The organism is Paenarthrobacter nitroguajacolicus (assembly GCF_031455195.1).
GTDB classification, from domain to species: Bacteria; Actinomycetota; Actinomycetes; order Actinomycetales; family Micrococcaceae; genus Arthrobacter; species Arthrobacter nitroguajacolicus_D.
Genome location: NZ_JAVDSH010000004.1, coordinates 419,503 through 438,945 on the forward strand (window position 1 = coordinate 419,503; position 19,443 = coordinate 438,945).

18 protein-coding genes are annotated in these 19,443 nt (G+C 65.5%); 12 read left to right on the forward strand and 6 right to left on the reverse strand.

From position 1 onward, the window contains the following. Positions 1-26: 26 nt before the first annotated feature. Positions 27-959 carry a prephenate dehydratase gene (pheA, locus tag J2Y68_RS11695; RefSeq protein ID WP_309993550.1) on the forward strand — a complete coding sequence of 311 codons (933 nt, stop codon included), beginning with the start codon at positions 27-29 and terminating at the stop codon, positions 957-959. A 94-nt stretch (positions 960-1,053) separates the two neighbouring features. Beyond that, positions 1,054-1,284 (forward strand): hypothetical protein, encoded by a 231-nt coding sequence (locus tag J2Y68_RS11700; protein ID WP_309993553.1) that lies wholly within the window; start codon positions 1,054-1,056, stop codon positions 1,282-1,284. Here the strand turns inward: J2Y68_RS11700 and J2Y68_RS11705 are convergent. Beyond that, positions 1,281-2,342 (reverse strand): diacylglycerol/lipid kinase family protein, encoded by a 1,062-nt coding sequence (locus tag J2Y68_RS11705; RefSeq protein WP_309993555.1) that lies wholly within the window; start codon positions 2,340-2,342, stop codon positions 1,281-1,283. The genes J2Y68_RS11700 and J2Y68_RS11705 overlap by 4 nt on opposite strands. Positions 2,343-2,453: 111 nt before the next feature. On the opposite strand from J2Y68_RS11705, the gene serS reads away from it, so the two are divergent. After that, a complete protein-coding gene (gene serS, locus J2Y68_RS11710) occupies positions 2,454-3,734 on the forward strand; it encodes a serine--tRNA ligase (RefSeq protein ID WP_211710411.1) in 1,281 nt (426 codons plus the stop codon). A 16-nt stretch (positions 3,735-3,750) separates the two neighbouring features. Here serS and J2Y68_RS11715 read toward each other — a convergent pair whose 3' ends face one another. From J2Y68_RS11715 to J2Y68_RS11725, 3 genes are all read right to left on the reverse strand, one after another. Continuing rightward, positions 3,751-4,596 carry an HAD family hydrolase gene (locus tag J2Y68_RS11715; protein ID WP_309993557.1) on the reverse strand — a complete coding sequence of 282 codons (846 nt, stop codon included), beginning with the start codon at positions 4,594-4,596 and terminating at the stop codon, positions 3,751-3,753. Positions 4,597-4,672: 76 nt separating this feature from the next. Then, positions 4,673-6,886 (reverse strand): RNA polymerase recycling motor ATPase HelR, encoded by a 2,214-nt coding sequence (gene helR / locus J2Y68_RS11720; RefSeq protein ID WP_309993561.1) that lies wholly within the window; start codon positions 6,884-6,886, stop codon positions 4,673-4,675. 280 nt (positions 6,887-7,166) lie between these two features. Further along, positions 7,167-7,907, reverse strand: a complete 741-nt coding sequence (locus J2Y68_RS11725) for a GAF and ANTAR domain-containing protein (RefSeq protein ID WP_309993563.1) — start codon at positions 7,905-7,907, stop codon at positions 7,167-7,169. 138 nt (positions 7,908-8,045) lie between these two features. On the opposite strand from J2Y68_RS11725, the gene J2Y68_RS11730 reads away from it, so the two are divergent. Next, a complete protein-coding gene (locus tag J2Y68_RS11730; protein WP_309993565.1) occupies positions 8,046-8,819 on the forward strand; it encodes a sigma-70 family RNA polymerase sigma factor in 774 nt (257 codons plus the stop codon). A 15-nt stretch (positions 8,820-8,834) separates the two neighbouring features. Here J2Y68_RS11730 and J2Y68_RS11735 read toward each other — a convergent pair whose 3' ends face one another. Further along, positions 8,835-9,785, reverse strand: a complete 951-nt coding sequence (locus J2Y68_RS11735) for a glycosyltransferase family 9 protein (protein ID WP_309993568.1) — start codon at positions 9,783-9,785, stop codon at positions 8,835-8,837. An 86-nt stretch (positions 9,786-9,871) separates the two neighbouring features. On the opposite strand from J2Y68_RS11735, the gene J2Y68_RS11740 reads away from it, so the two are divergent. The 7 genes from J2Y68_RS11740 to J2Y68_RS11770 are packed head-to-tail and all read left to right on the forward strand — an operon-like array spanning position 9,872 to position 16,645. Further along, positions 9,872-10,435 (forward strand): D-glycero-alpha-D-manno-heptose-1,7-bisphosphate 7-phosphatase, encoded by a 564-nt coding sequence (locus J2Y68_RS11740; RefSeq protein ID WP_309993571.1) that lies wholly within the window; start codon positions 9,872-9,874, stop codon positions 10,433-10,435. Beyond that, positions 10,432-11,520 (forward strand): glycosyltransferase family 9 protein, encoded by a 1,089-nt coding sequence (locus tag J2Y68_RS11745; RefSeq protein ID WP_309993574.1) that lies wholly within the window; start codon positions 10,432-10,434, stop codon positions 11,518-11,520. The genes J2Y68_RS11740 and J2Y68_RS11745 overlap by 4 nt, the downstream gene beginning before the upstream one ends. After that, positions 11,517-12,578: a glycosyltransferase gene (locus J2Y68_RS11750; RefSeq protein ID WP_309993577.1), complete on the forward strand. Its 1,062-nt coding sequence runs from the start codon at positions 11,517-11,519 to the stop codon at positions 12,576-12,578. Before J2Y68_RS11745 ends, J2Y68_RS11750 begins: the two co-directional genes overlap by 4 nt. Then, on the forward strand, positions 12,575-13,843 hold the full coding sequence (locus tag J2Y68_RS11755) for a glycosyltransferase (RefSeq protein ID WP_309993579.1): 1,269 nt from the start codon (positions 12,575-12,577) through the stop codon (positions 13,841-13,843). The genes J2Y68_RS11750 and J2Y68_RS11755 overlap by 4 nt, the downstream gene beginning before the upstream one ends. A gap of 47 nt (positions 13,844-13,890) precedes the next feature. Beyond that, entirely contained in the window at positions 13,891-14,520 is a 630-nt protein-coding gene (locus J2Y68_RS11760; RefSeq protein ID WP_309993672.1) for a D-sedoheptulose-7-phosphate isomerase, read from the forward strand. Further along, positions 14,517-15,917: a PfkB family carbohydrate kinase gene (locus tag J2Y68_RS11765; RefSeq protein ID WP_309993582.1), complete on the forward strand. Its 1,401-nt coding sequence runs from the start codon at positions 14,517-14,519 to the stop codon at positions 15,915-15,917. Before J2Y68_RS11760 ends, J2Y68_RS11765 begins: the two co-directional genes overlap by 4 nt. A 32-nt stretch (positions 15,918-15,949) precedes the next feature. Then, on the forward strand, positions 15,950-16,645 hold the full coding sequence (locus J2Y68_RS11770; RefSeq protein WP_309993584.1) for an SDR family oxidoreductase: 696 nt from the start codon (positions 15,950-15,952) through the stop codon (positions 16,643-16,645). Here the strand turns inward: J2Y68_RS11770 and J2Y68_RS11775 are convergent. Beyond that, positions 16,614-17,777: a glycosyltransferase family 9 protein gene (locus tag J2Y68_RS11775; protein WP_309993587.1), complete on the reverse strand. Its 1,164-nt coding sequence runs from the start codon at positions 17,775-17,777 to the stop codon at positions 16,614-16,616. The genes J2Y68_RS11770 and J2Y68_RS11775 overlap by 32 nt on opposite strands. 141 nt (positions 17,778-17,918) lie before the next feature. Here J2Y68_RS11775 and rfaE2 point away from each other — a divergent pair, with 141 nt between their 5' ends. Next, the gene (rfaE2, locus tag J2Y68_RS11780; protein ID WP_309993590.1) at positions 17,919-19,439 is read left to right on the forward strand and encodes a D-glycero-beta-D-manno-heptose 1-phosphate adenylyltransferase; all 1,521 of its coding nucleotides are present in this window, start codon (positions 17,919-17,921) and stop codon (positions 19,437-19,439) included. The last annotated feature ends 4 nt before the right edge of the window (positions 19,440-19,443 follow it).

Sequence of the window (19,443 nt, forward strand, 5' to 3'; positions counted from 1 at the left end):
CGCATATAACCAGCAAGGAATATTTGATGTCAGCAGTCACCTACACGTTCCTCGGCCCTGAGGGCACCTTCACCGAGGCCGCCCTCATGCAGGTGCCAGGCGCTGCTGATGCCACCCGCATCCCATGCACCAACGTGAATACCGCCCTGGACCGGGTCCGGGCAGGCGAAGCCGACGCGGCCATGGTCCCCATCGAGAACTCGGTCGAAGGCGGGGTCACTGCAACCCTGGATGCGATCGCCACAGGCCAGGAACTTCGGATCATCCGTGAGGCGCTCGTTCCCATCACCTTCGTGCTGGTGGCGAGGCCCGGCGTCGCGCTTTCCGACATCAAGCGGATCTCGACGCACGGCCACGCCTGGGCCCAATGCCGTCTGTGGGTGGATGAACACCTTCCGAACGCGGACTACGTTCCGGGTTCCTCGACGGCGGCCGCCGCCATGGGCCTGCTGGCGGACGATGCGCCCTACGAAGCGGCAATCTGCGCCCCGCTGATTGCAGCCGAACAGCCGGGCCTGCATGTCCTGGCCGAGAACATTGGCGATAATCCCGACGCCGTCACCCGATTCATCCTGGTGAGCCGCCCCGGTCCGCTCCCGGAACGGACTGGAGCCGATAAAACCACCGTGGTGGTCCCGCTTCCCCAGGACCATCCCGGTGCGCTCATGGACATCCTGGACCAATTCGCCTCCCGCGGTGTGAACCTCAGCCGGATCGAATCACGCCCCACCGGACAGTATCTTGGCCACTACTTCTTCAGTATCGACGCCGATGGCCACGCCGCGGATTCGCGGGTAGCCGACGCGTTGGCGGGCCTGCATAGAATCAGCCCCGCAACCCGGTTCCTGGGCTCCTATGCCCGGGCGGACCGGCAGCCGGCCTCAGCGGCTCCGCACACTTCCGACGCGGCTTTTGCCTCCGCCCACGCGTGGGTGGACTCGCTGCTCAAGGGCTCGTAGGCGCTGTCCACAAGGCCCTTTCGCAGTGATGGAAGTGTGCGTATGCTTGCCTGATCCATAAACGGTGGATGAATTACCAACGAAGGGAGCGGTCATGACTGTCCACAGCGATGACAAAGACGGCCAGGGCATGATCGTCAATCCCAAGCCCTCGAGTGACAACAAAGATGACTGGGACGGCGACGATGCTGATCGTGCGGATCGCCTGCGTTTTGAAGAAGAACAGGCCATGATCAAAGAGCAGTCCGAAGCCCGGGCTGCCGCGAAGGCAGCGGCCGAAGAAGCCGAGAGGAACGCAGCCCAGCCTGACGCCGGGGCTATCTAGGCGGTCTTCGCCCTCGGTACACGCACCAGCAGGGACGCTGGTTCAACTTGCACGGTGACCTTCGTGGCTTCACCTGAGGGATCGCCGTCGAGTTGTGTAGCCATGGGTTCCTGGCTGCGGATGGTCACCTTGCCCGAGCGGTAGAAGCTCATCATTGGCAGGTTGTGTTTGTGCTTGAACAGGATCTTTGTGTACATGGCGAGCCAACCAAATGCGCTGCGCGGGCTCATCACCACAATGTCCAGCATGCCGTCGTCGATCATGGCCTGCGGAATGAAGTCGATGCCGCCAGGGATCAGTCCGCAGTTGGCGAAGAGCACGCTGCGGATCTTGCGCGCTTGTTCGGGCTCGTCATCCATGGTGATGCTGACGCGCTTCCGCCGCCCCGGCAAGTGGCGGACGCCGGCTTCGGTGTAGGCAAGCCAGCCGACGGTCTTCTTGAGGTCTTCCCTGGTATCCCCGACAACCTCGGCGTCCAGGCCCATGCCCGCGATCACCAGGAATGTGTGCGTGGATGCGTGGCCGGTGATGCTGTTGCTGATGGCCATGGTGGCGGTGTCGATGTAGCGCTGGTGGCCGAACAGCGCCGTCTGGATGCAGTCCTCCATGTCCGTGACATCCAAGTCGACATTGCGCGCCAGCAGGTTTCCGGTGCCGACGGGGATGAGGCCCATCGCCACATTTTTGTGGGCCAGGCACTCGGCCACCACGCGGACGGTTCCGTCGCCGCCGCACGCCAGGACGACGTCGGCCCCGTGGGCCAGCGCTTGCCGTGACTGGCCATAACCGGGGTCGTCCACCGTAGTTTCATAGAAGCGGGGCGCGTCCCAGCCGGCGAGCTCGCACGCGTCGATGATGGCCTTGCGGGCAACCTCGGCGTTGTTCTTCACCGGGTTCAGGATGACGGCGACCTTCTGGTCGCCGGGGTTCGGCTTGTGGGCATCCTCCCGAACGGCGCTCCTGATGTGGCGGGCTTTCAATCGGCGCACACCCCACCAACTGGAGACGGCAAAGGCCACGCCCCCAGCGAGAATCACGTACAGGATCCAGTCGCTCATGGTGCTCCAACACTATCCCGCTGCGCTGCCCTGTTTTGCCGGATCGTGGGCTGTCCGGCGTTTGGACGCCTGCGCACCGGTGTTCCGCGGGGGATTCGATACTCTTGTGTGGTGATCGACGTAAAAGACCTCAGCGAAAATCCGGACAAGTTCCGTGCCAGCCAGCGCGCCCGTGGCGCCGACGAGTCCGTTGTGGACGCGATCATCTCCGCTGACGCCGATCGCCGTGCTGCGCTGATCCGCCACGAAACCCTCCGCGCCGAGCAGAATGCTTTCGGCAAGAAGGTGGCCCAGGCAAAGGGTGAGGAAAAGCAGGCCCTGCTGGCCGAGGTCAAGGAGCTCGCCAACTCGGTCAAGGCCGCTTCCGCTGAAGCCGCCGCCGCCCAGGCCAAGCAGGAGGAGCTCCTGCGTGTCATCCCGAACCTCGTCGTGGACGGTGTGCCTGAGGGTGGCGAAGACGACTACGTGGTGGTCAAGACTGTCGGCACCCCGCGCGAATTCACCGATTTTGAGCCGAAGGACCACCTGGAAATCGGCGAACTCATCGGCGCGATCGACATGGAACGCGGTGCCAAGGTCTCCGGCTCGCGCTTCTACTTCCTCCGCGGCGTTGGCGCCCGGCTGGAAATGGCGCTGCTGCAGATGGCCATGGAACAGGCAATCGACGCCGGCTTCGTCCCCATGATCACCCCCACTTTGGTGCGTCCCGAGACCATGCAGGGCACCGGTTTCGATGTAAAGCACGACGCCGAGATCTACCGTCTCGCCGAAGACGACCTTTACCTTGTGGGAACCTCGGAGGTGGCCCTCGCCGGCTACCACGCGGACGAGATCCTGGACCTCTCCGCGGGCCCCATCCGCTACGCGGGCCAAAGCTCCTGCTACCGCCGCGAGGCCGGTTCGCACGGCAAGGACACCCGCGGCATCATCCGCGTGCACCAGTTCAACAAGGTGGAGATGTTTATCTACACCACCGTTGAAGAGGCTGCTGCCGAGCATGAGCGGCTGCTAGCCTGGGAAGAGGAGATGCTGGCCAAGTGCGAGCTCCCGTACCGCGTGATCGACACCGCCGCCGGTGACCTGGGCATGTCCGCCGCCCGCAAGTTCGACTGCGAAGCCTGGGTCCCCACACAGAACGCCTACCGCGAGCTCACCTCGACGTCCAACTGCACCACGTTCCAGGCGCGCCGCCTCAACATCCGTGAACGCGTGATCAACGACGAAGGTGTCGCCAAGGGCACCCGTGCCGTGGCCACGTTGAACGGCACTTTGGCTACCACGCGTTGGATCGTGGCCATCCTCGAGCACCACCAGAACCCGGACGGCTCGGTCAATGTTCCCAAGGCACTTCAGAAGTACCTTGGTGGGCTTGAGGTCCTGCCGGTCCTCTAGGGGTTTTCGGTGGCAGTTACAGCAGGCCGCGCAATACCAAGGCGGCGCCGTCGTCGAGCACTGACGCGGTGACTTCATCCGCGACGGCGATCACTTCGTCGGGGGCCTGTCCCATGGCGACGCCGCGGCCTGCCCAGGTGAGCATTTCGATGTCATTCCGGCCGTCGCCCACAGCGACAGTGTTGGACACGTTCGTGCCGAGCTTCTGGCGCAGGGCCTCCAAGGCGCTGGCCTTGGTGACGCCCTCGGCGGCGATGTCCAGCCACGCGGTCCAACCCACCGAGTAGGTCACGCCCGAAAGTCCGATGTGCCGGATGGCCTCGTTGAACTCGTCCGAGGTGTTCTCGCTGCTGAAGACCACAACACGGACCGCCGTGGCGTCGAGCATGGTCTGGAAATCGACGCCGATGGACTCGACGCCGAAGCTGGCGTCCTGGAAGCGTTCGGTGGAAAGGAAGTTGCCGTCCTCGTCCTCCAAGGCGTATTTGGCGTTGGGCAGCCGTTCCCGCAGTGCCTTCAGGGCAGGAGCAGGATCGAAGGTGGCCTTGTGGATGATCTGGTAACCGGTCTCCAAAGCCGGGTCCAGGCGGAGGGTCACGCCACCGTTGCAGCACACTGCATAGCCACGTTCCAGACCGATCTGTTTAATGATGGGAAGCGTTGCGTTGAGGGAACGTCCCGTGGCGATCATGACGTCGTGACCGCTCGCGACGACGGCCTGCGCGGCAGAGCGGACAGCGGGGGACATGTGGCCGTCATGGTCGACGAGTGTGCCGTCGACATCCAAGGCAACCATGAGCTTGTTGTTGTTGTTGGGCTGGTCATCGATGCCAGCAACTGGAGTATCAGTCAAAATAGTCATGCTTCCAGTACAGCAGACACCTCCGACACTGAACTAGGACCGGCGCCACAGCGGGGGATTAACGGAGCGTGAACAGTCATCCAGCGGATTCGGAGCCGCTGTGCAGGATGACGAGCTGGCTGGTTGCCCTGGTCATTGCCACATAACGGTCTACGGCGCTTTCGATTCCGTAGCCCCCGGTTCCCTCGCCGAAGGTTTCGGGATCGATCAAAACGACGAGGTCGAACTCCAGCCCTTTCGACACTTCCGGGGTCAGCCAGCGGACGCGGCCTTCCTCAAGACCGGCGTTGGATCGTCCTTGTTTACTGATGACGCACGCAGTTCCTTCCGCGTTGGCAGCGAGCCAGGTGTCCAGGACCGAATGGAGCGTGTCCGCGTGTTGGCAGGTAACAGGAATGCCGGTGCTGCGGACCGAAACCGGCACGTTCGCGTCAGGGAGCACCGCCCTGATCACAGAGGCAGCCTCGGTCATGACTTCTTCCGGCGTTCGGTAGTTGATGCGCAGGCCAGCCAGCGTCACGCTGCCCAATCCCACGCGATCCAGCCGCTCCTCCCACGATTCCGCGAACCCGTGACGTGCCTGGGCCCGGTCTCCCACCACGGTGAAGCTCCGTGACGGGCAGCGAAGAAGAAGCATCCGCCACTCCGCATCGCTGAGCTCCTGGGCCTCATCCACCACAATGTGCGCGAACGGCCCCATGAGGACATCCGGATCGCCCGACTCCAGGCCGTCCTGGTCCACTAGTTTGTCCCGCATGTCATCACCGCGGAGCATGTGCATCTCCATGTTTTCTGAGTCGTCGGCTGCGATCAGGTCTTCGACAACCCGGTCCATCAACTCCCTCTCGGCGGCCAAGGTGACTTTCCGCCGTCGTCGTCGTTGCGCTGCTTCCGGGTCTCCGAGCCGCTGCCTGGCAGCATCCAACAGCGGCAGGTCCGGTACAGTCCACGCGGCGGGCTCGGGGCGCTGCAGCGCAGCTACGTCCTCGGCCCGCAGCCAGGGCGCCGAAAAACGAAGGTAGGCCGGGACACTCCAGAGGTCCGCCACCAAACCCCGGTAATCAAGCAGGGGCCACGCCCGGTTGAAGGCCGCCCGCAGTTCCGCGTTTTGCGATAAGGAGCTTTGAAGCATGCTCTCCGGAACACCGTTCTGGTCCAGCTTGTCCACGAGGATGGCCATCAAAGCGTCCCAGATATCGTCCCGGGATTCGTTGTGCGGGGTGCCGGGTTCTGCCGCGTCGAAGGCCTCAGCCCAGTCATCTGCGCTTAGCCAGACGTCCGCAAACGGCGTTTCCACCTGCATTCCTTTCGACGGCGGCTGCTCATGGAAGCGGACGGCTGACTCAATCGCCTTGACCATGCCCACGGATGACTTGAGGCGCGCCACCTCCGGGTCCCGTTCCGGCGTGGCGATGGCGCCCTCCGGAACGAGGTCCCGCAGCGTGCACGCCTGGACCCCCTCTTCTCCCAGGCTGGGGAGGACGTCGGCCACGTACGCCAGGTAGGCCTGATGCGGGCCGACGAGCAGGACCTCACTCTTGCGGTGGTTGCTGCGGTGCCCCAGCCGGGGGTCCGCATACAGCAGGTAGGCAGCGCGGTGCAGGGCAACCACGGTCTTGCCGGTGCCCGGACCTCCATCAACTACCAGGGCACCCCGTGAACCGGCCCGGATGATTGCGTCCTGATCAGTCTGGATGGTGCCCAGTACGTCCCGCATCCGTGGGGAGCGGCTGCTGCCCAGGCTGGCTATGAAGGCAGACTGGTCGTCCAGGGCATCATTTCCCTGCATGCCCTCTGCCGTGAAGACTTCGTCCCAGTAGTCACTGATCCGGCCCCGGGTCCAGCGGTACCTGCGGCGGCTCAGCAGGTCCATGGGGTTGGCGTGGGTTGCGCCAAAGAACGGCTCGGCGGCCGGGGAGCGCCAGTCCACCAATAGCCTGCGGCCCTCTCTGTCAGTAAGTCCCAAACGGCCCACGTAGACGGGCTCCGGGTTGTCCGCGCTGACCATTCGGCCCAGGCAGAGATCCAGGCCGAAGCGGCGAAGTGCCCTGAGCCGGGAAGTCAGTCGGTGGATCTCCTGGTCGCGATCCAATGCCCGTTGGCCTCGACCGGCCGGTTGTTTGCGGGTTTCCTGAAGTCGTTCCGACAGATCAGCGATGGACTCTGCGAGGGTCTCAGCGATGGCAGCGAAGTGCTGCTCATCGCCGCCGATCAGCTCTGGGTTGGCCTTTCGGAGAAGGTGCCCTGGCAGGGCGAATACGCTGGATTTCAGAGGACTGGTTTCGGGCATCCCACGACTCCCTTGTTCTTTGATGATGGGGTTCGTGGGTCAATTGTTCGGCAAGCAGGGGGCCTTGCCGCAAGCCCCCGGGTGGGTTATACATTGAATATGGAAGGGAATATTTCCCTTCCTTTTTTGTGCCCTGCTTTTCGTTTCAGGCTGCGGATCCCGCCCTCGTACGAACATCTCCGCGAAGCCACAGCTTCCCGGGCCGCGCCGTCGGTGACCACCAATGACTGGCTAAGTTTGGCGAGGAAGGGGCGGGACTGGGGTGCCACAATCCTTGCGGCTACTGGAACACGGTCTGGATCGGACCCCCGCCGGCTGAATCGACGATTGCCTGGGCCACTACGCGGAGCTTGACGTTCCGGTTGCTGGAGGCCTTCTTGATGAGTTCCATCGCTTCCACCTGGGTGCAGCGGTTCTGGGCGATGATGATGCCCGTTGCCACGTCAATAACGGTCCGGGACTCCATGGCGGCCCTCAGGTTGGCCGCGGTTTGGCTGTGTTGCGCGATCAGTACCGCGAGCTGAAGGCCCTTGGATGCCTGTTGAACGTAGTCGTTGGCACGCTGCACGGCGGCCTGGTCAAAAGCGTTGGGGTGGTCGGCGTACAGGTTCAGGCCGGCCATGGCGATGTTGTCTGATAACGGGAACGGAACAGCCAGGACGGAGCGGACACCGTGATTGGTGATGTCCTTGTTGTACTCGGGCCAGGTGTTGTCCTTCTCGAAGTCCGGGATGTGAACCTGGGTCCCCTCGCGGCAAGCGTGGAGGCACGGTCCGTCGGCGTAGGCGTATTGGATTTCGTCGAGCTGCCGGGCGCGTTCACTGCTGCTCGCCACGGTGCCCGCGTTGCGCTGCCGCATGAGGGTGATGCCGCAATACACGTCCCTTTCGGGCGTGCTGAACATGGCAGCTGAGTGTCTGGCCAGCTCATCAAGAAAGGCCTCGACGTCAGGAGTGGCAAGCAGCAAGTCCTGAATATCAGCCACCACGGAGCTCGGCTCGACCAGCTGTGAGTCTTCCATGTGGATCTCCCATCCGTGGATGTGGCTACCTTTCGAGACTAACCCCCTGTACCCGTTGAAAGCTAATAGTAAGTGTGCTTCTCTTTTTAAGGAGTCTTGCCGTGGGCTTCCCCTCATCCGGTCTAAGGATTGAAGCCCATGCGTCAAGTCCGACCTTTCGACATCAGCACCAGGCCTCCTGCAGCACCTGAAGGAAGCATCCGCCAGAGCTTTCGGGACAGCCTGGTCCTGGACCATCTCAACCTCGCCAAATCCATTGCGGCCAGATATTCCGCCCATAGCCACGACCTGGATGATGTCAGGCAGGTCGCATACATGGGCCTCATCAAGGCCTCACGGGGCTATGACGAGTCCAAGGGCGTGAGTTTTCCTGCCTATGCTGCCCCCACGATTGCCGGGGAGGTCAAGCGGTACCTCCGTGACCATTGCTGGGTTGTCAGGCCACCCCGCACCATCCAGGACGTTCGGCGCCAGGTGTTGGCCCGGACGGAGGAGCTGACCCAGGTGTTGCAACGCACGCCCTCCCCGGAGGAGGTTGCACAGGATCTTCGGCTCGAACCCTGCCAAGTGCGCGAAGCGCTGATGGCCGGAACCAGCAAGCGCCCGGATTCCCTTGACGCTCCCGCGGCAGAAGGCCGTGAGGGGTTGCAAGGTCTCCTGTCCGCTTTTGGCTGCCCCACTGACCGGCTTGAGGACGTGCTGGCCCTACGGAACGCCATCCGCGGACTGAGCTCGGAGGACCGGCATCTGCTGTACAGGCGCTACTACCGCGAGGAGACGCAGTCCACCATCGCGGAGGCTTTGGGGATGTCCCAGATGCAGGTTTCACGCAAGCTGTCCAAGATCCTCGTCTCCCTCCAAACCAGGCTGCTGGACGACGAAGCCCAGCTTCAGGACGGAACCGCGCCTTAGCCAAACCACTATCAGCTAGCAACCCAGGCGTTCCACGGCGTCCAGGACATCGCGCACGCTGACCGCGAGGAGTGCGGGGTCGGGGTCGGCTGAGAAGACGTCGCCGCGGCGAAGTTCGACGGCGGTAAGCACTACGTGCGGGCCCGGCGGCGGACCCCATTCCTCGGCGGGCGCGGGACCAAACAAAACGACAGACGGCCGTTCGTAGGCGGACGCCAAGTGGGCCGCGCCAGTGTCCGCTGAGACCACCAGCCGCGCCTCAGCGATGGTGGCCGCAAACTCGGCGAGACCCTGCCGCCCGGCCAGCAGGCCGTCGTCGAGGTTTGCTCCTTTGAGCTTGGCCAGGGCGGCGGTCTCCTCGGCGCGCCCGCGCTCCGACGCGCCGCCTGTCAGGACAATCCGGTGCCCTGCCGCAGCGAGTTCCACGGCAACGTCGGAAAACCGCTCCACCGGCCACAACCTGCTGCCGTAAGCCGCCCCCACGTGGATCACTGTGGCGCCGGGGCGCGGCGAGGGAACGGTGGGGCGGTTCAGTCGAAAGTCCAGGGGATCGGCATCTATCCCATGCCAGGTGAGCAGCCTGGTCCACCGCTCCCGCTCGGCTAACCCGGTTGACCAGGGAGGTCCGTCAAGACCGGGCGACCCGTGGGCAATCACCCGCCGGGCCTGCAATTCGTCGATCCGCAGGCGGCTTTCCGCCCCGTTTCCGTGCAGGTTAACGGCGATGTCGACCACGCCCCGGGGGACCTTCAGCGGATCGTCGAGCCCCGGTGTGGGCAGATGGTGGATGCCCCCAACCAGTTCCAAAGCCTCAGCGATCCAGGCCGGCGCGGCGTACAGGATCCGGTGTTCGGGGAACGCCTTCCGCAATCCCCTAAGTGCCGGAACCGCGACCAGGAGGTCGCCAAGCTTCAGAGCACGCAGGGCAAGCAACACGGGTTGTTCGGTGCTATCGACAGTGTCCATGGAGGCCTCCCGCTAGGAGTCTAGCCGCATGAAACTTCTCACGGCCGCACTGTTTAGCGTCCGGAGAACTGGGGAACGTTGCGGGTATGGGAGGAACCGGAACGTTGAAGGCGGTCCTGTTTGACCGCGATGGAACGCTCGTCGTTGACGTGCCATACAACGGCGACCCGCAGCTGGTGCGGCCCATGGAAAGTGCCCGATCGGCCCTCGAAAGAGTGCGCCGGGAAGGCCTGGCTACGGGCGTGGTGAGCAACCAGTCGGGCATTGCACGTGGGTTGGTGGGACGTGCCCAGGTGGACGCAGTCAACCAGCGGGTGGAGCAACTCCTGGGCCCGTTCGATGTGTGGCAGATTTGCCCGCACGGACCCGAGGACGGGTGTCCGTGCCGTAAGCCCGCTCCCGGAATGATCCTCGCCGCGTGTCGCGATCTGGGCATAGAACCATCGGAGGCAGCCTACGTGGGTGACATCGGTGCCGATATGGACGCGGCGACGGCGGCTGGGGCCCGCGCCGTGCTGGTACCAACGTCGGTAACCCTCCAGGCGGAGATCGACGCCGCCGCGGTTGTCGCAGGGGACCTGGCCCAGGCGGTTGAACTGCTTCTCCAAGGGGAACGTTCGGCCACGTCCAGAGAGGATGCTCCTGCATGAGCCGGGTCCTGGTGGCCCGACTGGACAGCATGGGCGATGTCCTCCTCTCCGGACCTGCCCTGCGCGCTGTAGCGAACGGAAGCCGGCCCGATGGGAGCCGCCCCAATGACGTGGTCCTGCTGTGCGGACCCGAAGGCGCAAGCGCGGCCGGGATGCTGCCCGGCGTGACCCAAGTACACACCTGGGCCTGTCCTTGGATTGTGAATCCCGCGCCGCCCGCCACGGAAGACAAGACCAACGCCCTGATCGAGTTCGTCCGCAGTTCCCGCATTGAGGAAGCCCTGATCCTCACGTCCTTCCACCAATCGCCGCTCCCGCTGGCGTTGTTGCTCCGGTTGGCCGGGGTCGGAAAGATCACGGGGGCTTCCACGGACTACGCCGGTTCGCTGCTGGACGTCCGGCTCAAACCCGGCGAGGACTTCCCCGAAGACCAGCCCGAAGCCGTCCGGGCCCTGGCGCTCGCGGACGCCGGAGGGTATGTCCTGCCCAACGGCGACGACGGCAAACTGCGCATCACGCCCAACCCGGACCCCGACGACGTGGCCCAGGAACTGGCCGACGAAGGCCCGTACATTGTGGTCCACCCTGGCGCGACGGCCCCTGCCCGGGCCTGGCCTGCCCTGCACAACGCAGCAACCGTGGAACTCCTGGAAGCTTACGGGCACCGGGTGGTGGTCACCGGGGGGCCCGGCGAAACTGCGCTCACGGCAACGGTTGCGGGTCCTTCGGCCAGGAACCTCGGGGGCGGAACCAACCTGCGCACGCTCGCAACGGTACTGGCGGGCGCCGCCGTCGTTGTTACCGGCAATACCGGCCCCGCCCATCTGGCCGCCGCGGTGGGAACCCCTGTGGTCTGCCTGTTCGCGCCGGTGGTTCCGGCTATCCGCTGGGCACCGTACGGCGTTCCCATGGAGCTTTTGGGCGACCAGGATGCCGCATGCAAGAACACCCGGGCCCGAACCTGTCCAGTACCGGGCCATCCGTGCTTGAGCTCGGTCACCCCGGAGCAGGTCCTGGAGGCTGTCGAACGGTTGCTGGGGGGCGTGTCGTCGCTCTCCACTCGACGGAAGGTCTGGAAACCATGAGGATCCTGGTGTGGCACGTCCACGGCGGCTGGATGGAAGCGTTCGTCCGGGGCCGGCACGAATACCTCCTGCCCACACTGCCCGACTGCGGCCCGTGGGGTTTGGGGCGCGGTGGACGTGACTGGCCGGTCGCCGCCCAGGAAGTGGACCTGACAACCCTGGACCCGGACAGTGTGGACGCCGTGGTCCTGCAACGGCCGGAGGAAATCGCGGCCCTCGCCAAGGCGTTGGGCCGCCGCCCGGGAATGGACGTTCCTGCGGTCTACCTTGAACACAACACCCCCAAGGGAGATGTCCCCTTTTCGGTCCATCCACTTGCCGACCAAGGCAGCATCCCGGTGGTCCACGTGACCCACTTCAACCAGCTCTTCTGGGATACGGGCTCGGCCCCCACTGCGGTGATCGAGCATGGGATTCCGGATCCGGGGCACCTCTACACCGGTGTGCAGGAGGAAATGGGCGTGGTGGTCAACGAGCCCGTCCGGCGTGGACGGGTCACCGGGACGGACCTGCTTCCCGGCTTCGCCCGGGTTGGACCCTTACGGGTGTTCGGAATGGGCACGGAAGCTTTGCCGTCGGCTTTGGACCTCGGCAGCCACGGCCTGGGCGGGGATCGACTCCGGATCGCGGGCGACGTTCCAGCCGCCCGCCTCCACCGGGAACTGGCCAGATGCCGTCTCTACCTGCACCCGTTGCGCTGGACCTCGCTGGGACTTGCCCTGTTGGAGGCGATGCACCTGGGCATGCCCGTCGTTGCGCTCGCCACTACCGAAGCAGCCCGGGCAGTCCCGCACGGTACCGGCCTGGTGTCCAACGACGTCGACGATCTCCAAAGGTTCGCGCGGCGCCTCCTGGACGACCCCGATGACGCCTACGCGATCGGCATGAGGGCCCGACAGGCAGCACTCGAACGCTACGGCCTGGGCAAATTCCTCCGGGCCTGGGACGAGCTCCTTGCCGATCTCCCCGCCAAACATGGACACCGCCGGCAATCCGGGCATGCACCCGTCAGCCACCACACCCAGGCCAGCCATGACACCGAGAGGATGCACCCATGAAAATCTCCATGGTCTCCGAACACGCCAGTCCGCTGGCCGCCCTGGGAGGCGTCGACGCCGGTGGACAGAACGTCCACGTGGCGGCGCTCTCTTCCAGCCTGGCCGGGCGCGGCCACCACGTCACGGTCTACACGCGGCGCGACGACCCCCATCTGCCGGCAAAGGTGCAGGTGGGGCCGGGACTCACTGTGGTCCACATCGATGCTGGCCCGGACCGGCACATCCCCAAAGACGACCTCCTGCCGTTCATGGGCGAGTTGGCGGATGGGATCTGCGCGGACTGGGGCGAGGACCTCCCGGATGTTGTGCACGCGCATTTTTGGATGTCCGGACTGGCGGCGATCCAGGCCTCCAAACGTGCCGGAGCCGCAGACCCTGTGCCCGTGGTCCAGACCTTCCACGCCCTTGGTTCGGTCAAGCGCCGCCACCAGGGCTCCGCGGACACCAGCCCACCCGCCCGGGCCTGGTTGGAACCATGGGTGGGCCGCACCGCCGACTGGGTCATTGCCACCTGCCCCGATGAGGTCTTCGAACTCAAGGCCCTGGGCATCAGCCGATCCAAAATCTCCATTGCTCCCTGCGGTGTGGACCTGACGCTGTTCCCCGGAACGTCCGACGCCGAACCCACCTCACGCACTCATCGGATCCTGAGCGTGGGACGCCTCGTGCAACGCAAAGGGGTGGACCTGATCATCCGCGCACTCCCGCTCCTGGCGGATGCGGGCTTCAACGACGTGGAGTTGCTGATCGTGGGCGGTTCCGGTGACGCGCTCACCCTTGAGGAAGACCCCGAAGCGCAGCGCCTTCATGCCCTGGCCAAGGAACTCGGCGTCGAAGACAAGGTGACCCTGCGCGGACAGGTCCCCAGGGACGCGATGCCGGGTATTTTCCGCAGCGCCGACGCCGTGGTGTGCGCCCCCTGGTATGAGCCGTTCGGGATCGTGCCACTCGAGGCCATGGCCTGCGGGCTGCCCGTGGTCGCGGCCGCAGTAGGCGGACTCCGGGAGACCGTCGTCGACCAGAAAACGGGGCTGCATGTTCCGCCGCGGGACCCGGAAGCGATAGCCGAAGCACTGGGGAAACTACTCGCCGATCCTGCCCTTCGCACCGAAATGGGCCGAGCCGGCGCACGCCGCGCCCGCTCGCGCTACACCTGGGACAGGATCGCCGCGGACACCGAGAAAGCCTACCGATCCGTCCTGGCTGCCGGCCTCTCCCGGCAAGCAGGCGATGGTGTGGAATCACTGGAAGGAACGGCACTGTGACCATCAACAGCCATCTGGCCAGCGAAGCAACACTGCCCCCCACCGCCCTGCCCCGGTGGACTCCCGATACCAGCGGGCCCACCCACCAGAAAGCTGTGACAACGCACCTGGACAACGTCCTGCCCGCACTTGAATCCCTGCGCTCGCAATCCGACCGGTTGTGCGAGTGGGGGACCGAACTCGCCAACCGGCTGCTGTCGGGGCAGCGGCTGCTGGCTGCGGGCAACGGCGGCTCGGCAGCCGAAGCGCAGCACCTCACCGCCGAGCTTGTGGGCAGGTTCGACGACGAACGGGCCCCCTTCTCGGCCATCTCACTCCACGCAGAGTCGTCCGCCGTCACCGCCCTCTCCAACGACTACGGCTACGAGGAGGTATTCGCCCGCCAGGTCAGGGCCCACGGTCGCGCGGGTGACATTCTGGTTCTCCTGTCCACCAGCGGACGCAGCCCCAACCTGCTCAAAGCGGTCCGCGCTGCCCGGGAACGCGGCATCACCACCTGGGCCCTCACCGGATCCGGCCCCAACCCACTGGCCGACGCCTGCGACCAAGCCATCACCGTGGACGCCATCGCCGCCAACGCCCAGGAAGGCCACCTCATCGCGGTCCACGCCGTCTGCCGGGCCTTCGACGCCGAGGTGGCACGGCGGACCGGTCCTTACGCCGGCGGGCAGCCATGAGGATCACGGTGGTGGGCGATGTCCTCCTCGACGTGGATATCAACGGCGCCGCCACCCGCCTCAGCCCTGACGCCCCGGTGCCCGTGGTGGACGTCGCGGGCATCCGCCGCCGTGCAGGAGGAGCCGGCCTGGTGGCCACCGTCCTTGCCCAGGACGGTCACGACGTCACGCTGGTCACCGCCCTATCGGACGACGACGGCGCCAGCCACCTCAGGCGCGCACTGGCCGGTGTGTCGGTGCTCACCGGCGAACCGCTCGCCCCAACCCCCACCAAGACCCGGGTACGGATCGGAACCCACCCGATGGTCCGTTTCGACGAAGGGTGCGCACCGGCGCCCGTTCCGTCCAGCACTCCTGCGATGCTTGCGGCGATCGCGTCCGCCGAGGTTGTGGTGGTGGCCGACTACGGCCGCGGAATCACCGCCAACACAGCGATCCGCGCCACCCTGGCTGAGGTTGTAGGCCGCACCCCGGTGGTGTGGGACCCGCATCCTGCCGGTTCTGAACCCGTGCCAGGAGTCGCCGTCGTGACCCCCAACCTGCCCGAAGCCCTTGCCTCCGCCAAAGCGGGCGGACTCGACCCAGCACGGACCGGGCCCGGGGAAGCGGCCCAACACCTGAGGGAAAAGTGGCAGAGCGGCGCCGTGTTGGTCACCAGGGGCGAGCACGGGGCGGTGTTGTTCGAAGCATCTGGTGGAACCGTGGCCATTCCCGCGCCGAGGACATCAGTGAGCGATCCGTGCGGAGCCGGAGACCGGTTAGCGGGGAGCCTGGCCGTGTACCTGGGCCTCGGGCTTGAACTGCCCGAAGCCGCAGCGAGGGCCGTGGAGGACGCGTCGGCCTTCCTCGCCAAGGGAGGTGCGGCGGCGCTGCCGGAAGCACCCGGGGTGAGTCCCGCCGTCGAACTTAGCAGCCGTGAACCCATCCGCGCCGATAGCCACATCCACGACGGCGTCCAACTCGCCCAAACCATCCGCGATGCAGGCGGAACGGTGGTGGCAACCGGGGGCTGCTTCGACCTCCTCCACGCCGGCCACGCCCGAACACTGGCGGCGGCACGCAGCATGGGCGATTGCCTGGTGGTGTGCCTCAACTCTGACGAATCCGTCAGGCGGCTCAAGGGTGCACATCGCCCCATTGTCAGTGTCGAGGACCGTGCGGAGCTGCTCCTGGCACTCGAATGCGTGGACGCCGTGGTGATCTTCGACGAGGACACTCCCGAAGCCTGCCTCACCGGGATCCGGCCCGATATCTGGGTCAAGGGCGGCGACTACGAACCCGACGAACTGCCGGAAGCCCGCGTCGTCGCGGGCTGGGGAGGGCGTTGTGTCACTGTGCCCTTCCACCCGGCACGCTCCACCAGCGGCCTGGCTGCAGCACTGGCCAAGGTCAGCTGACCCACGTGTTGGAAATCAACGAAAGGAACCACATGAACACGCAAACACCTGGCCGCGTCATCGTCACTGGAGGCGGCTCCGGCCTTGGAGCAGCAATCGTGGAAGCCATCCGGGACGCCGGCGGTACGCCGTTCGTCTTCGACCGGGACGTCAGCAACGTCTCGGGTGCCAAAGCCCTGGAAGTGGACGTTTCCAACCGCGAAGCAGTGGAAGCTGCCGTCAAGGAAGCCGCAGACAGCCTGGGCGGCCTGGACGCAGTGGTCACCGCGGCAGGTATCGACCGCTGTGGAAAGCTCGGCGACGTCCCCGCTGAGGAGTGGGAAAAGGTCATTGGAGTGAACCTCCTCGGCACGGTCTCCGTGATCCGTGCCGCGCTCCCATACCTCAAGGGATCCCGTGGACGCGCCATCACCATCGCGTCCACGCTGGGTCTCCGCGCCCTGCCGGACGCCACCGCCTACTGCGCCTCGAAGTTCGGCGTGATCGGTTTCAGCCGCGCCCTCGCAGCGGAGACCGGGGGAGTCATCGGCGTCACCACCATCATCCCGGGCGGCATGAAGACCCACTTCTTCGACGACCGCGATGAGCAGTACAAGCCGCAGGACGACTCCAAACTCAACGACCCCGCCAACGTGGCCCAGGCCGTGGTGTTCGCCCTCTCCCAGCCGTTCGGCAGCGAGGTGCGCGAACTCCTCATCACCCCCGCAGAAGAAGGCTCGTGGCCGTAAGGTCCAGCACGTCCTGAACAACGTCGGCCACGGCGATGCCCTTGATGAGGGTGTCGTCGTGGCCGCAGTGCGGCGCCGTCCAACCCACCTGCGTCACATCGGACCCGCAGCGTGGACAGTGAGTCACCCAGGACATGTGGACGCGGTGCAGGCTTCGTCCCCGCGGTGCGGCGTTGAACGCATTGCCCACCCAATAGATGCCGACTGTCGGGGTGCCAACGGCCTGCGCCAAGTGCCGGGGCCCGCTGTCGCTGGCAAGCATCACGGTGGCTTCGGCCAGGAGCGCCGCCAACTCGCCGATGTCCAATTCGCCGGCGACTGATCGCACCGCCTGCCGGTCCGTGGCTGGGAGTCGGCGAACCGCCAACTCCACTACTTCCTGGGCCAAAGCCTTCTCGGAGCGATCGCCCACCACCAGCACCTGCGCGCCTTCGGCCGCCAAGGAGGCAGCCGCCTCGGCAAAGTTCGACGCAGGCCAACGACGGCGGGGATCGGTGGCACCGGGGTGGATGACCACCAAGGCACTCCGGGTTTGGTCCCGCAGGCCAGCAACCTCCTGCCGGTAGTCAGGGCGTGGCCGCAGCGGCGGCGACATCACAGTGGGGGCTCCGGCGAGGCCCGCCACTTCGAGCCACCGGTCTGGCTCGTTCTGGTAATAGACGTAGTCGAGGTTCCGTTCCAAAGGCCGGGCATCCTTGGTGCGCGTTCCCACGGTGTGCCGCGCCCCCAGCTTGAGGAGGAAGGGATTGGAAAATCGTCCACCTCCGTGCATCTGGACGGCCAAGTCCAACGCTTTCGCGCGCATCGCCTCGAAGAATTCCTCCTGGGCAGCAACATCCTCGGCATCGTCGTCGAAGCGCTCGCCGTTGCGCGGACCATCGTGGACGCCGCGCGCCACAGGCAACATCACGACGTCGTCGACAGGCCCCGAGGTTGCTCCCGCCACTGCGGCATGGACAGGTGTTCCCAGGAGCGTAATGGTGGCATCCGGGTAGGCGGCCTTCAGGGCATGCAGGGCCGGGTAGGTATAGATCAGATCTCCCAAACCGCCACCCCTGAGGACTGCGATCCGTTTCACGCCGCCAAACTTTTCCAGTACGGGACCAATGCCGGTGCCAGCAGGAACGCCCATGGTCACTTCCCTTCTCCAACGGCTCTTCAACGGTTTCTCACTGGCTTTCCACTGGCGGAAACTGCCGGGCCCGGCGTGTGAAGCGCGTACCGCGGGGTACCTGTGGGGAACAGGAACATGCCGCCAACCGGAAGGTACCCCATGGCACGCCTATCCAATCAAGAAGGCTTGGCTGACTGGTTGCCAGGTCGCTTGGCCGAGGAACGTCCTGTTGTGACGGTCATCGGCGATTCCATCCTGGACGGCTGGTGGGATGGAATTATTGAGCGGTTCTGCCGCGAAGCGCCAGCCCCGGTGGTCCAAGTGCAGCGCCGCGACTTTGCCCCCGGAGGGGCAGCCAACACGGCCATGAACCTGGCTGCGATGGGAGCGGACGTCCGGTTCGTCTCCGTTGTGGGCGAAGACTCCGCGGGCCTGCAGCTCCTTGAACGGCTCGAGGACGCCGGCGTGGACGTCTCCCACGTCGTATCCCATCCGGGGATGGTCACCACCACCAAATACAGGGTCAGCAGCGCGGGACAAGTGATGCTGCGCCTGGATGACGCAGCCACGGAGTTGCCAGCTGAGGGACTCGAAGTGATGGCCGCGTTGGTACCGGAAGCCATCGAGGACGCTGCGGCCGTGGTGCTGTGCGACTACGGTGCGGGTGCCCTGGGAGGGCCTGTCCGCTCGGCACTCCTCGACCTCCTGGCTCCTGCGAAGCGCCAGGACAGGCTGGTGGTGGTTGATGCCCACGATCCGGGCGGCTGGTCACAGTTGAAGCCCGATCTCGCCACCCCGAACGCGCAGGAAGCCTCACGCTTGCTTGGCATCGAATTCCCGGGAGGTGGCGCGCGGTGCCCCTTCGTGGAGGCCCACGCGGAGCAGCTCGTCCGCGCCTCCGGTGCGTCCGCCGTCGTCGTAACACTGGACCGGGAGGGAACACTGACGCTGAAGTCCGGCACCGACACCGGCGAGGTTGCCACCCACCGGACCTGGGCCCGTCCGCAAGCCGAGAAGCAGGCCTCCGGCGCGGGCGATACCTTCGTGGCTGCTTTGACCCTGGCCCGCGCAGCCGGCTTGCCGCTGACCACCAGCGTCGACCTTGCCCAGGCCGCTGCCGACGTCGTGGTTCACCGTCCAGGCACCTCGGTGTGCACCACCGAGGAACTGGCTCGGCACCTGAGCGGGTTCGCGGATACAGCACTGACCGCAGCGGAGTTGGCGCGGCAGGTCGAAGAGCACCGCCGTGAGGGCCGCAGGATAGTGCTGACCAACGGATGCTTCGACGTCCTGCACCGCGGCCACACCCGCTACCTCAACCAGGCAAAGCAAATGGGTGACGTTCTGGTGGTGGCCTTGAACAGTGACTCGTCAGTGCGGCTGCTCAAGGGACCGGACCGGCCCGTCAACCACGAAGCCGACCGGGCCGCCGTGATTGCCGCCCTCAGTTGCGTGGACCACGTAACGGTCTTCGACACTCCAACGCCCATACCGTTGATCGAGCTTCTCCGGCCTGACGTCTATGCCAAAGGCGGTGACTACACCCCGGAAATGTTGGCAGAAACCGTGGCCGTGGAACGCTGCGGCGGCATCGTGACCATCCTGGACTACGTGCCCGAGCACTCCACCACCGCCGTACTGGAACGTATCCGCTCCACGGGCGAAAACCCGCAACCCTGAGGAG